General features: G+C 35.4%; 12 protein-coding genes. 9 read left to right on the top strand and 3 right to left on the bottom strand.

The window, feature by feature from the left end; translation table 11 throughout:
* Window positions 1-395: 395 nt before the first annotated feature.
* Window positions 396-1,658, top strand: a complete 1,263-nt coding sequence (locus tag I7822_RS16645; protein ID WP_207980239.1) for an MFS transporter — start codon at window positions 396-398, stop codon at window positions 1,656-1,658.
* Window positions 1,659-1,770: 112 nt separating this feature from the next.
* Here the strand turns inward: I7822_RS16645 and I7822_RS16640 are convergent, their stop codons facing one another.
* A complete protein-coding gene (locus tag I7822_RS16640) occupies window positions 1,771-2,670 on the bottom strand; it encodes a TetR/AcrR family transcriptional regulator (protein ID WP_207980238.1) in 900 nt (299 codons plus the stop codon).
* A gap of 360 nt (window positions 2,671-3,030) precedes the next feature.
* On the opposite strand from I7822_RS16640, the gene I7822_RS16635 reads away from it, so the two are divergent.
* The 3 genes from I7822_RS16635 (at window position 3,031) to I7822_RS30265 (ending at window position 6,146) form a co-directional block, all read left to right on the top strand.
* The gene (locus I7822_RS16635) at window positions 3,031-4,551 is read left to right on the top strand and encodes a DHA2 family efflux MFS transporter permease subunit (RefSeq protein ID WP_207980237.1); all 1,521 of its coding nucleotides are present in this window, start codon (window positions 3,031-3,033) and stop codon (window positions 4,549-4,551) included.
* 361 nt (window positions 4,552-4,912) lie between these two features.
* On the top strand, window positions 4,913-5,968 hold the full coding sequence (locus I7822_RS16630) for a hypothetical protein (protein WP_243459508.1): 1,056 nt from the start codon (window positions 4,913-4,915) through the stop codon (window positions 5,966-5,968).
* A 52-nt stretch (window positions 5,969-6,020) separates the two neighbouring features.
* Entirely contained in the window at window positions 6,021-6,146 is a 126-nt protein-coding gene (locus I7822_RS30265; protein ID WP_279381987.1) for a hypothetical protein, read from the top strand.
* A 688-nt stretch (window positions 6,147-6,834) separates the two neighbouring features.
* On the opposite strand, the gene I7822_RS16625 is transcribed toward I7822_RS30265, so the two are convergent.
* Complete coding sequence (locus I7822_RS16625) at window positions 6,835-7,281, bottom strand: Rrf2 family transcriptional regulator (protein ID WP_207980235.1); 447 nt, start codon at window positions 7,279-7,281, stop codon at window positions 6,835-6,837.
* 229 nt (window positions 7,282-7,510) lie between these two features.
* On the opposite strand from I7822_RS16625, the gene I7822_RS16620 reads away from it, so the two are divergent.
* The 5 genes from I7822_RS16620 to I7822_RS16600 all read left to right on the top strand — a co-directional run bounded on the left by I7822_RS16620 (window position 7,511) and on the right by I7822_RS16600 (window position 13,536).
* Window positions 7,511-8,152 carry an NAD(P)-dependent oxidoreductase gene (locus I7822_RS16620; RefSeq protein WP_207980234.1) on the top strand — a complete coding sequence of 214 codons (642 nt, stop codon included), beginning with the start codon at window positions 7,511-7,513 and terminating at the stop codon, window positions 8,150-8,152.
* A 244-nt stretch (window positions 8,153-8,396) separates the two neighbouring features.
* Window positions 8,397-8,972 carry a TetR/AcrR family transcriptional regulator gene (locus tag I7822_RS16615; protein WP_207980233.1) on the top strand — a complete coding sequence of 192 codons (576 nt, stop codon included), beginning with the start codon at window positions 8,397-8,399 and terminating at the stop codon, window positions 8,970-8,972.
* A gap of 142 nt (window positions 8,973-9,114) precedes the next feature.
* Window positions 9,115-11,223: an MMPL family transporter gene (locus tag I7822_RS16610; protein ID WP_207980232.1), complete on the top strand. Its 2,109-nt coding sequence runs from the start codon at window positions 9,115-9,117 to the stop codon at window positions 11,221-11,223.
* Window positions 11,224-11,608: 385 nt separating this feature from the next.
* Window positions 11,609-12,841 carry a PucR family transcriptional regulator gene (locus I7822_RS16605; RefSeq protein ID WP_207980231.1) on the top strand — a complete coding sequence of 411 codons (1,233 nt, stop codon included), beginning with the start codon at window positions 11,609-11,611 and terminating at the stop codon, window positions 12,839-12,841.
* 5 nt (window positions 12,842-12,846) lie between these two features.
* Complete coding sequence (locus tag I7822_RS16600; RefSeq protein WP_207980230.1) at window positions 12,847-13,536, top strand: pseudouridine synthase; 690 nt, start codon at window positions 12,847-12,849, stop codon at window positions 13,534-13,536.
* A gap of 66 nt (window positions 13,537-13,602) precedes the next feature.
* On the opposite strand, the gene I7822_RS16595 is transcribed toward I7822_RS16600, so the two are convergent.
* Window positions 13,603-13,697: IS3 family transposase (locus I7822_RS16595; protein WP_207980357.1), on the bottom strand; the 95-nt coding region annotated here is incomplete at its 5' end.

Below are 13,697 nucleotides of genomic sequence, written 5' to 3'. Positions count from 1 at the left end.
ATAACTTAGCCAATAATAAAAATTAGACGTCTATGTCAGGTATATATAGATTTTAGTGTTCAAAATTCGATGATACGTTGGAATATATTGGAATTATTTAAGGAGCGATTGTAAAACATCAAAAATGTGAATAATTTCAAACACTATTAATCAATCACACAATATTTCTACTAATCCTCTATAATATAAATTAACAAAACATGGAAAGTGGGGATTGTATGATTGTAGGGAATTAAAGCACCTTTCGATGTTCTAAACGAAGTGTTTATGATATTAAAGTTAGAGCTAAACTTGAGAATATATCGGGAGTAGTTGAATATCCGAGAGTTTTTTTGAATGAGTTTTATAAAAATTGCATCAAACAACCTAATATGAACAAAAAGGGCCGTGAAATTATGAACTCAGTAAATGAACAAGCAATGGGAAATTGGAAAAAGAATATTATTCTCTTTTTAAGTAGTCAGACGATCTCACTTTTTGGTTCGGCCTTAGTTCAATATGCGATTATGTGGTATGTAACGCTAACTACAGAGTCAGGTGTGATGATGACGTTGTTTATCATTTGTGGCTTCATCCCAACCTTTATATTATCCCCAATAGCAGGGGTATGGGCGGATCGCTACAATCGAAAAATGTTGATTATATTATCAGATGCACTAATAGCGATTGCAACATTGATACTCGCAATTGTATTTTTAATGGGGTATGATGCGACTTGGTTACTTTTTGTCATGGCTGCTGTTCGAGCAATTGGGACAGGAATTCAAACCCCAGCTGTCGGTGCTATTTTGCCACAAATCGTACCGAAGGATAAGCTGACAAAAGTAAATGGAACTAACGGAAGTCTGCAAGCGATCATTATGTTTGTGGCCCCGATGGTAAGCGCGGCACTATTGACAATGGCTTCTATCGAAATGATTCTCTTTATCGATGTCATTACTGCAGCGATTGCGATTTTCACGTTACTCGCATTTTTTCATATTCCGCTGCATGAGAAGGCAGCAGAAAAACTAACAACTAGCTATTTCAATGACTTTAAACAAGGAGTAATATATATAAATAATCACGATTTTCTGAAGAAATTCTTTCTATTTTTCGCCATTTTCTTTGTTTTAATGGCACCTGCTGCATTTTTAACACCACTGCAGGTTACTCGTAGTTTTGGTGAAGATGTTTGGCGGTTAACAGCAATCGAAATCGCTTTTTCGATTGGCATGATGGCTGGTGGAGGTATAATCGCTTCTTGGGGAGGCTTTCAAAATAGAGTCCATACGATGACGTTTGCAAGTCTCTTAATGGGAGCTTGTACATTTGCACTAGGTATTGTTCCTATCTTTTGGATGTATTTAATATTTATGGGCGTATTTGGAGTTGCGATGCCGATCTTTAATACGCCAACTACTGTATTATTACAGGAGAAAGTAGAAGAGAATTATTTAGGACGGATTTTTGGTGTTTTTGGAATGATTTCAACTTCAATGATGCCGATTGGGATGCTGATTTTCGGTCCAATCGCGGATATAATGAAAATTGAATGGTTACTGATAGGAACAGGGTTACTCATCTTAATACTTTCTTTTTTCTTAGGCCGAAACAAAGTATTAATTGAAACAGGAAAGCCAGTTTTGAAGGTTCCCTCTCTTGATAGTAAAGGGTGAATAGTAGTTCAAAAAGGCTCAGTATGATAACTGAGCCTTTTTGAAAATTATTTAATCTTTCTAGAAAATTTGAAGGGGAAATAATAACAGTATCTTTAGAAAACAAATCTCTTTAATCTATTTCTTCTAAAATTAAAAAATAATTAGCAACTAGTTGAGTAAGCTTTTCTACTAGTTCCCTCACTATACTATCCTGAACATTATTTAGTGGTAACAGGCTATTTTCAATCAGAAATTTTCGAGGTTTCTTTGATTGTAATAGTTCATCTTGGATAAAGTCTATTAACTGGTTGTAATTTTCATGTTCTTCATGTAAGCAGAGACTTTTTTTCAAAGCTAATATCGTTTCAGTAAGTTTCAGTTGAAGTACCTGGTCAGTTCTGTTATTTTCTGGCAGCCAGTTCTCTAAAATCTCAGGTTTGATTAGTTGCTCACCAGATGCTGCTACTTCATTGACGATGTTCACAACTCTTTCAACACTATACGAAACTACTTGATGCATACTGGTGTTTGAACCATTTGCCATGACATAATACTTAACGTTATGATGCAAAATTCCTATGAACATTATTGCACAGTCTAATAAATAAATTCGTTTATTTTCACCAAAGATTTCTAAGAAACGCTTGTATATCCACTGAAGATTTCTTAATTGCCCCATTTTAATAAATTGTTTGAGATCGGGGTCATTAGAGACAAGGACTTCTTCAAAAAGCGCAATTAATTTATTTTTTTTATTTGTGTTTATTTGCAATTCAATTTGCTTTATGAAGATTTCAATTGAAGAAGGATCTTGACCAATAAGTAACTCATTCCGATCTTGTTCCATTTTCGTATAAATGGCTTTAAATAAAGCGATTAATAATTCACTTTTAGATGAAAAATAATTATAAAATGTACCTTTTGAAATGCCACTGTAGTCCAATATATCTTGAATAGAAGTGGCTTGAAACCCCTTGTCAATAAATAATTGATGTGACATTTTTATTACATGCTGTTTCCGATCGTTCATGATATATCACCTACCTTCATTTTGTTATAAGTGTATAACGTATTGATTAAAGACCGAATATAGAGGCTCAATTAACCTCTGTATAAAGACATCAAATGACGCTTCTATGGCCTAAAAAACCCCTATACCCAGCCCTTTATAATATGTCCTTATTTTTATCTTCTTTCTAGTTTGCTTTATTAAGGTACATTTCTATACTGCTAGTATAAAAATCATCGTACACCACTTTTAGAATTTAAACAAACCCTTTAAATAAAGGAATAAATTATCATTGCATTAATTGAACTATTGGTATATGATATTGTCTGTGTGAAACAACAGTACAAAATAATGAACTTTAAGTATAGAGGGGGCACAACGATGGAAGATTCCATAAATAAGCCTGATCGTCCAAAATACGGCATCCTTGCTGTCTTGATGATAGGTGCGTTTATTGCATTTTTAAACAATACATTACTAAATATTGCTTTACCATCAATTATGATCGATTTAGATATTGACACAGCGACTGTCCAATGGTTAACGACAGGCTTTATGTTAGTAAATGGGATTATGATTCCAACAACTGCGTACTTAATCCAAAAATATTCTGTTCGACATCTTTTCATAACTGCAATGGGATTGTTTACAATCGGGACACTTATTGCAGGGATTGCGGAAATATTTCCTTTATTATTAGCAGGTAGAATGCTACAAGCTTCTGGTTCGGCGATTATGATGCCGCTCTTAATGAATGTTATGCTAGTTAGCTTTCCAGTAGAAAAAAGGGGAGCAGCGATGGGGGTTTTTGGCTTGATTTTAATGGCGGCACCAGCAATTGGTCCGACTTTATCAGGCTGGATTATCGAGCACTATGACTGGAGAATGCTCTTTCATTTTGTCACGCCAATAGCGATTATCGTACTTTTAATTGGCTTTTTCTTACTTAAAGATAAAAAGGAAAAAGTAGATATCCGTTTAGATATATTTTCGCTTTTATTATCAAGCATAGGTTTTGGTGGTATCCTATATGGGTTTAGTTCCGCTGGAAGTAAAGGATGGGATAGTCCTCAAGTTTACTTAACAATTATCGTTGGGATTATTTCATTAATATCTTTTATCGTACGTCAAACAAAATTAGAACGACCAATGCTTAACTTCAGTATCTTTAAGTATCCGATGTTTGCATTGTCTTCATCAATAACGATTGTCTTAAATATGGCATTGTTTTCTGGGATGCTGCTTTTACCGATTTATGTTCAAACAATTCGTGGTATATCTCCAGTTGATGCAGGGCTAATGATGCTGCCAGGAGCGCTAGTGATGGCCCTCATGTCACCAATTACAGGGAGATTATTTGATAAGTTTGGTGGACGTATATTATCGATTACAGGTTTAACTATTACAACAGTAACGACTTATCTTTTCAGTACATTATCACTAGATACGACATACACGTACTTAATGATCTTGCATGCTGTTAGAATGTTCGGTATGTCAATGGTTATGATGCCTGTCTCAACAAATGGTTTAAATCAATTACCAGCACGTTTTTATCCGCATGGAACAGCCATGAACAATACATTAAACCAAGTTTCTGGAGCGATTGGAACAGCGTTATTGGTTACAATCATGTCTAACCGTACAGAATCAACAGCTACAGATTTAGCTGCAGAAGCAGCAAAAAATACCGTTGGTGAACCAACAAAAGCTGCACTTGCTGACATACAACAACAAATTGCTATACAAGCCATGTTAGAAGGGATTAATTTTGCCTTCTTTATCGCAGCATTTATTGCAGCATTAGCACTGATTCTCTCCTTCTTTATTAAGAGAGCAAAACAAGCAGAAGACCTAGATGAAAAAAAGTCTTCTTATGAAAAAGTCAGTTCAGCAGTGTAATCTCAAACATATTCATAGTTCAAAGTTTTTTTAGTTAACTAAACATATATAGACTGGCCAAAAAACATTAGAGCTTATATCTAGTGGTTTTTGGCTTTTTTTATTTTTCTAGAAATAATGTGTAACAAGTTCTAGTATAAGTGCATTTAAAAATAAAGGCTGTTTTCGTTATGAGTATATTGTGCTTATAAAGTAAAGTCCGATAAAATGTAAAAGTAATACAGTTTTAACCTATCCTTTAAATGTTGCTTCCTTTTAACAGTCTTTTGAAAACAAAAAAATATCTCCTAGAACAAGCCATTCATATATGGTGTTCCAAATTTATTCAACTTAAACTATTAATCTATGCAAAGAGAAGGGGATGGTTTTCGTGAAAGTAGGTTTAGCTCGAGCTGCAGCTGTTGAGTGGGTCATGGAGCAAGCTAGTCAGATGAATGGATTTCGTGGAGCTTACTTCAGCGGATCGACGGTTGGATTGCCTGATGACGCTGAGTTGTCGGTGGCTTCTGATGTTGACGTCGTCATTGTCACTGAACATTCGGAGCCCCCGCCTAAGCTTGGGAAGTTTATCTATCGCGATACACTGGTTGAGGCAACTTATTTGCCTTGGAAACTGCTAGCTTCTGTAGAAGAGGTACTAACATCCTATCACCTTGCAGGCAGCTTCCGAGTCGACACAATTATTTCCGATCCTACCGGACATCTGAGCAGACTACAAAAACAGGTGTCTCGTCATTTTGCTGAAGAGTTGTGGGTACGACGAAGGTGCGAGAATGCCCGACAGAAGGTCGAAATCGGACTAAGGGCAATTGATATCTCAGCACCATTGCATGATCAGGTAATGTCTTGGATGTTTCCGGGTGGTGTGACTACTCACGTCCTCCTCTTAGCCGCACTCCGAAACCCAACCGTTCGACTCCGCTATCTTGCAGCTCGCGAGGTGCTTATGGAATACGGATATGATAGTCTTTATGAAGATCTGCTAAAATTACTTGGCTGTGCAAATCTAACTCCCGAGCGCGTCGAACAGCATCTTGATGAGCTTGCTCGAACCTTTGACGATACTGCAGGTGTTGCGAAGACACCGTTCTTCTTCAGCACAGACATAACAGCGAAAGCAAGACCGATTGCAATTGATGGTAGCCGTGAACTCATCCGTGCTGGTAACCACCGTGAAGCTGTCTTTTGGATCGTTGCAACCTTTGCCCGCTGCCACAAGATCTTAGAGGTAGATGCAACACCGGAGCTACAACGCGCACACTATCCAGCATTTGCAGCAATCGTCGCAGACCTTGGTATCACTTCGTCTGCAGACATCATTCGTCGTGCTGAAGATGTTATCAAGTTTTTACCTAGGTTATGGGAGACAACTGAGGAAATTCTATTGGCCAATCCCAATATTGAGGCGGCCAAATAGGATAGAGCTGTGTTCATCAGATGAAATTGTGACAGCTTAAGGGGGAAATTCATTGAATATAAAAGAAGGCATAGTCACAATAGCAGGACATGATTTAAAGCCTTATGATACGCTTGAAAGGGTTAAAACCATCCTAGGTGACATGATAGTGGAATACCATGGTTGGCATGGTTGTTAAGGATATGACTTTTCACAGAATTACTATATCTTTCAAGTAAATGATCGGATTATTTTAGAAAAAGAAGAATTTCAAATTAAACTTCTTTTTGATAAAAAAAATGAGTTTTTAAGAATCTATTCTTTGAGCACAAATGATTATCCTAATCCACCTATGTACAGTAGAGTATTATCAAACGTTTTAGAGACGGAGATAAACGAAGTGCATAGTGAGATGTTTTTTGGATTAAAACCATACAGCAATGGAAAAATCACCGTTGAAAGTAAATACTTTGCCAAAGACTTAAATGGTTTTTTACACATCGAGATTAATTACTAGGAAAATAATGCGATATGGAAGCAGAAATAATTCTCTTAAAAATTAGTGCTGATAAGAGTCTATAGAGCATACCTGATGCAGCATCAACCTACAATTTGACTCTTATCGCACATATATTGTAAATGTTCTTTTTTTAGGTTGTTTTCGCAAACTTTGTTGCTATTTACCAAGTAGTGCGGTGTGGTTGATGATTGCAGCGAGAGATGCTCGCTTTCCGCGGGGGGGGCGATGAGCCTCCTCGGCGTAAACGCCTGCATGAGTCTCACCTGTCCCGCTACTCCCGCAGGAGTCTCGCAATCCGTTCCAATCAACCTTAAAAAGTTTTCGTTTTAAAAGCAACAATCTCTTAGAAAAGAGCCTTTTTTTAAGATTAGTCTTTACTATTACTCAAGTTTTCCTTTTCTAAAATATCTGCAACAACATCCTCAATTGTGACATTTCCTAAAGACTTTTCTAATGCAAGTTGAGCAACTGAAAATAGTGGTTCTATTGCATGTTGAATATTCCTTCCAACAGGACAAGCTATATTTGGTTTTTCGTGTATGCCGAATAGCTCTTTTTCCTGTACAACATTTACAGCTTTATAGACGTCTAAAAGCGTAATATCAGATAAAGGTTTGGCAATGGTTGCACCTGCAATTCCTGGGCGAACCTTTATTAGTTCTGCGTTTTTAAGCATCCCCATGATTTTTCTAATCACAACTGGATTTGTATTTACACTACTCGCAATGAATTCAGAAGAATTGATCGCATTTTTGTTTATTTCTAAAAGAGATAATATGTGAATTCCTACAGCGAACCGGCTACTGATGGACATTTCTTTCGCCTTCCTTTTCTTTTCGGATTATTAATCATTATAAAGGAAATAACATGTAATACAAGTTGTTACAAGTTAGTATATTTCTCTAATTATATTAGAAAAATACTTTTTTGTATAAAAACACAATAAAAAGAATTGACAAACATCATACATGTAACTTATATTGTTACATGTAATCAAAATAGTTACAACCAAAATAAACATAAATTTTAGGAGGAATAAATCAATGAAAATCGGTGTTATTGGAGCGACTGGAAAAGCAGGAAGTCTTATCTTAAAGGAAGCAATTGATAGAGGACATACAGCTACTGCAATTGTTAGAAATGCGGGTAAAGTAGAGGATAAAAAAGTGGCAGTTTTAGAAAAAGATGTAGTTGAACTGAGTGCTAGTGACTTAAACCAATTTGATGTCGTTGTTAATGCATTTGGGGCGCCGGCGGGTCAAGAGGAACTTCACGTAGAAATAGGTAGATCGTTAATTGAAGTCATTAAAGGAACGTCAAATACTAGACTAATCGTTGTAGGTGGCGCTGGAAGTCTATTTGTTGACGAGGCAAAAACAACACGTGTAATGAATACACCTGATTTCCCTCAAGAGTATTTTGCAACAGCATTAAACCAAGGGAAAAACCTCGAAGATTTACAAAATACAACTGATATTGAATGGACATTTATTAGCCCAGCGGCATTCTTTGATCCAACAGGTAAAAGAACTGGATCGTATCAAAAAGGCAAAGACAACCTTATTGTGAATGCAAAAGGTCAAAGCTATGTAAGCTATGCCGATTTTGCGATTGCCGTTTTAGATGAAGTTGAAAACCCTCAGCATTTAAATGAGCGCTTTACATTAGTTTCAGAGTCTGAGTAATACGGTAGTTAAAATTGGGTAGGTTATCCTGCCCAATTTTATTATGTCTATAAATTTTTAAAGAATAGTTATATGTGGCGTCAATCTATTTAAGTCCAATCTGAGTGATTCTAAGTAGCATCAAGCATAAGAAGTAACAAAACAATTATCTAGAGGCCACACCTTACCTCCTGATAGCATATTAATTCTTGTGGTTCATTTCAGCGTAAAGTAGTAGTATGATAATAAATATTGAGGTGAACATATGGTACGCGAACGAAAATTTTCGACAGAGGATTTATTACAAGCTACAAAACAACTACTTCTAAATATTGGCTATGAAGGTTTTACATTTAGTCTCCTAGCTGAACGTTTACATGTAGCTCGAGGGACATTGTATAAATATTACGAGAATAAAGATGAATTAATAACAGATTTTATGGTTTATGAAATACAACAATTTCTATTAGAATTAGAACAAATTAAGGATGTTAAAGGTTTTGAAGCACAATTTGACTTCCTGTTAAATCTCATTTTTAGTCATAGTGAAGTTCAGCAACTAATAGGGATTGCTCAACAAATTCCAAAAGAATCAAATGAAAAGGTAAGAGTAAATATCAAACATTTAGAAAAACATCATCTGGATATGTATCACTATTTACATGCATTTGTTGAATTAGGAAGAAAGGAAAAAGTCCTAAAACAAAATATACCAGACGGGTTAGTATTAGGCTTTATATTTCAAACGATTGCCATCCCAAACCATTTCGGGGTACCGCAAAAGGAATGGGTGGAATCGATTAAGCATATTATTAGTCATGGAATGTTCACACCAAATTAATTGACACTTGCGTCACTATTAATAATAATTAAAGGTGACATAAGTGTCATTTTATTTTTAATCAAAGTGACATGACTGTCACTTTGGAGTTGTATACCTAAATCGTGAACTGTTGAGTACTAAAAAAAAGGAGGAAAGAAAGATGAAAAAAATAATTAATCATATAACCGATTTTGTTTCAACAAAAAAGGGGATGTGGCTAACACTTGGTGCTTGGTTAGTAATAACTTTGTTATTGGCAGGACTTGCACCGAGTGCTAAGGATTATGAAGTATCAGGCATCGATTCACTACCTGATAATGCAAAATCTGTCATTGCACAAAATAAAGTCGATCAATATTTTAATGATAAAGATGGGCTTCCAGCGTTGTTAGTGTTCCAAAACAATGAGAGCAAGTTGGAAATAACCGAGCTGACCGAATTACTAGCAAAAGTGGAAGCTGAAGATATTGAAGGTGTAAAAGAAATTATTCCTTTAGGTGATTTACCGCCACAGGCTGCTGCAGGGTTCTTTTCAAAGGATGAAACGACAGCAGTAATTCCAGTGACATTTGAAACATCGCTAGACACAACGGAAATGAAAGAAGCTCAAAAAAAAATTCAAGAAATTTCTGAAGTATCGACAGATTTAACATTGTATATTACTGGACCAGCAGGGATCGCTGTTAATACCATAGATCTCTTTTCTAGAGCAGACGTGGTTCTGATTTTATCAACAGTAGGAATTATTTTAGTTTTATTAATTGTTATTTATCGCTCACCATTATTAGCATTAATACCATTAATAGCCGCAGCTTTTGTATATGAGGTAGTTAACCAAACTCTTGGCTTAATGGCTAAGGCTGGATTGGTTATGGATAAACAAACCCTGTCAATTATGAGTATCCTGTTATTTGCTGCCGTCATTGATTATTCATTGTTTGTCTTCTCACGTTTTCGTGAAGAGTTAAAAGAACATGAAAATAAATATTTGGCAATGAAATCAGCAATGAGAGAAACAGGAATACCAGTTTTCTATTCGGGTGGGACAGTTTTAGCTGCAATGCTCGTATTATTCTTTGCTGAATTTGGTGATTATCGAAATTTTGCTCCTACGTTTGGAACGACAATGATCGTTATCATGTTAGCATCGGTGACACTGGTGCCTGCCTTATTTACTCTTTTCGGTAGAAAATCATTTTGGCCTAAAGTACCAAAAGTAGGTGCTGCAAAGGTTGCAAAAAGTTCATTTTGGGCTAAAGTTGGTCACATTGTCGTGAAAAAACCAGTTGTATCAGCAATAGTTGTTGGTATCATTCTTTTAGTATCTGCAAGTAATATGTTTCAATTGAACTATCAGTTTGATACATTGAAGTCATTTCCAGAAGATATGCCTTCTCGCCAAGGCTTTGAAATTTTAGAAGACAAGTTTGAAAAAGGCGATTTAGCACCGACGACTGTTTTGCTTGAATCACTAAAAGCGGTCACAGCTGAAGAACAAGAGGAATTATTAAATCTGCTATCTGATCAATCACTTGTTAGTAATGTTCGAATAGATGATATCACTGACGATAAAAAAGTCATTAAATATAGTCTTACTTTTGAGGAAAATCCTTATTCAACTGAAACGATGGATGCATTAGTGACCATGATTGATGAATCTGATCACCTATTAGCAGAGAGTCATCTTGAAGGGGAGCTCTATTTCGCTGGAGAAACAGCTACACAAGTAGATGATCGATCAGTAAATAATCGAGACCTTGTAGTTATCGTCTTACTAGAAACCATTTTAATCTTTATCATGTTAATTTTTCTAACGAAATCAATTAAAATGCCACTATATATGATGGGAACCATTTTACTATCCTTTTTGGCTGCACTTGGCTTAGGGATGTTCTTAACTAGTTTGTTCTTTGATATTGATTCGATCAGTAACAGAGTACCGCTATATTCATTCGTTTTCTTAGTCGCATTAGGAATTGATTACAATATTATTTTAATTTCAAGATTTATGGAAGAAAGAAGAAAACATTCTGTTCAGAAAGCAGTAGAAATTGCTGTTTCATCAACAGGTGGTGTCATTTCATCTGCTGGAATCCTGCTTGCAGCAACATTTGCTGTCTTGATGACACAACCGATTGAAATTTTATTCGTATTTGGCTTTATTGTTGCAGTAGGGATTTTATTAGATACGTTTTTAATAAGAGGGGTTTTATTACCAAGCTTACTTGTTCTATTTGAGAAAGATAAAGAAGTGAGTAAAAACGTGTAAGATTTAAGATTATTAAATTAATAAGTTTAAAGGGTAGTATTATATTAAATAATACTGCCCTTTTTTATTGTCTACCAGGAAATTATAAAATTCTTGTACTGTGGATAAGCGCTTGGCATCCAGCTCCAGCGTCTAGCCCCTCTTGGGTCTACAGCCACTTAAGAATTGAAGGTAAAGAACACCTTCTATTCTTAAGCGTCTTATTTGCCCGAGGCTGTTCAAGGCGCTTGCGCTTTTGTTACAAGTTTGTAGCAGTGAACCAAAAAGTCCTATATAGTCACGAAAAATACCGAAAAATCTCAGTAGATTTCCTAACAAACCAACTATACATTCATCCAATTGCAAAGTATGATTAGGATAAAACCGTGTAGGAGATAGTGTGTATATGAACGAGTTATTAGAAAGAATATTCTCTTTATCTGATATAAATGAAATCATTGATCATATAAGTAATGGATTGAAAAAGCCTGTCATACTAGAAAGCGATCATTTTTTCCTATTAGCATACAATTCCTATTATGTGGACCACTTTGATTTAGCGAATCAGCAAACGATTTTTTCAAAAAAATGCCCGCTAAATATTTTTGAAAAATTTGTTGAGACAGGAGTTATTGATCAGCTTAAAACAATTCCAACACCTTTTCGGATAAAGGAAATGAAAGAAATCGGTTTAAATCAACGTGTTGTTGTAAGTGCTAAATTTAAAGAAACGATCATGGGCTATATTTGGGTCCAAGAAATTGATGAGAATCTAACCGATGAAGAAATGGATTTTTTATTTGAAGTTTCTTTTCATGTTGGGAAAATCATTCATAAAAGGAATAAAATCAAGCAGCAAAAAGAAGAAGCGATTGAACATTTATTTAGAAAAGCGATTAATAACGGGTTTAAAAGCGAGAAGGAGCTTAAATGGGAAGCAACACAGCTAGACATCATCTTACCTGCTATTTTCAGTATCATGGTTGTTAATGCGATAAATGCGGAAGAAGAGCTTGTTGAAGAATTAAAAGAAACGATTAGATCCTACCTGAATTTAAAGGACAATACGAGTCATGTAGTAATTAATCAGTCCAATATCGTGATTATCGTCGGCTGCTACTCGCTTAAATATTCTCCAATCGAAGCTGGACTCCAAATCGTTGACAATTTATTAACGAATTTTGATGAGAAACGCTATTCAAATATTTATATTGGTATAGGTAATGAATATCAGCAATTATGCTCGCTTTATTCAAGCTATGAGGAAGCACTTGAAGTTGTAGATATTGCGGAAAAGCTAGGAACACAGGAAAATGTGCCATACGAATATGACAAATTAGGGATATTCCGTTATCTTGATGTGATCAACAATAAAAACAAGAAATGTAATTATTTAAATAAGAATTTACAATTATTAAAAGCAAAAGATAGGGAAAGCCAAACAGAATTACTAAAAACACTTGAATATTTTTTGGTTAATAACTGTAAACTTAAACCTACTGCAGAACAAATGTTTATCCATCCAAATACGTTAAACTATCGAATAAGACAGATAACGGAACTAACTACTATTGATTTTTCAGATTTTAATCAAAAATGCCAGCTTTATCTTGATCTAATGCTAATGAAAGGGGTTTAAGCCTCTTGAGAATTAATAAATACATCAGTGAGACAGGTTTCTGTTCAAGGAGAGAAACAGACCGCTTGATTGAGTCACATCGAATTACGATAAATGGTGTGATTTGTGAAGCGGGTGCTACAGTTGAGGAAGGGGATCTTGTGTTAATCGATGGGAAACCATTGGGTAGCAAGGGGGAACTAGTTTATCTTTTATTAAATAAACCGGCCGGAATCACTTGTACTGCCGCAAAGCATATTGAAGGAAATATTATCGATTTTATCAATTATCCGGAACGGATCTTTCCTGTTGGTCGTTTAGACAAAGCCTCAGAAGGTCTGATTCTTTTAACAAACGACGGAGATATTGTAAATAAAATGATGAGATCAGAAAATAATCATGAGAAAGAATATATCGTCACAGTGGACAAGCCTTTTAGTCACTCGTTTATTGATGGAATGGCAAACGGGGTTGAAATTCTTGGTGTAAAAACAAAGCCTTGTAAAGTAACTAGAATAAGTGACAACGTCTTTCGGATCATATTGACGCAAGGTCTTAATCGACAAATTCGGAGAATGTCTAAGGTTTTCGGATATAAAGTTATCAAACTTGAGCGGATTCGAATTATGAAAATAGCGCTTGCTAATTTGCCAAGAGGGAAATGGAGAGAGCTTACTCAAGAAGAACTTGTACAGTTAAAAGGAATGTTACAGTAACGTGTTTTCAAAAATTAGGTAAAAGAGTCTGTGTATGATCTGAACCCAAAAAGTTAGACATGAATATTAAGCAGCTTCCTGGGCATGAGTTCGGTATTGAACCGGACTCATGCCTTTTAATTTTTCCTTAATTCGTTTGTGATTGTAATAGTAAATATAAT

It is taken from the genome of Metabacillus bambusae (assembly GCF_017497975.1).
In the GTDB taxonomy this organism is placed as follows: domain Bacteria; phylum Bacillota; class Bacilli; order Bacillales; family Bacillaceae; genus Metabacillus; species Metabacillus bambusae.
This window is presented reverse-complemented; position numbering and strand designations above follow the sequence as displayed.

Excerpts from the sequence above, each read along its gene's own strand:
- I7822_RS16630 (WP_243459508.1), top strand. The coding sequence starts at position 4,913 with ATGGTTTTCGTGAAAGTAGGTTTAGCTCGAGCTGCAGCTGTTGAGTGG.
- I7822_RS16625 (WP_207980235.1), bottom strand. The coding sequence starts at position 7,281 with ATGTCCATCAGTAGCCGGTTCGCTGTAGGAATTCACATATTATCTCTT.
- I7822_RS16645 (WP_207980239.1), top strand. The coding sequence starts at position 396 with ATGAACTCAGTAAATGAACAAGCAATGGGAAATTGGAAAAAGAATATT.
- I7822_RS16615 (WP_207980233.1), top strand. The coding sequence starts at position 8,397 with ATGGTACGCGAACGAAAATTTTCGACAGAGGATTTATTACAAGCTACA.
- I7822_RS16640 (WP_207980238.1), bottom strand. The coding sequence starts at position 2,670 with ATGAACGATCGGAAACAGCATGTAATAAAAATGTCACATCAATTATTT.
- I7822_RS16620 (WP_207980234.1), top strand. The coding sequence starts at position 7,511 with ATGAAAATCGGTGTTATTGGAGCGACTGGAAAAGCAGGAAGTCTTATC.
- I7822_RS16610 (WP_207980232.1), top strand. The coding sequence starts at position 9,115 with ATGAAAAAAATAATTAATCATATAACCGATTTTGTTTCAACAAAAAAG.
- I7822_RS16635 (WP_207980237.1), top strand. The coding sequence starts at position 3,031 with ATGGAAGATTCCATAAATAAGCCTGATCGTCCAAAATACGGCATCCTT.
- I7822_RS16605 (WP_207980231.1), top strand. The coding sequence starts at position 11,609 with ATGAACGAGTTATTAGAAAGAATATTCTCTTTATCTGATATAAATGAA.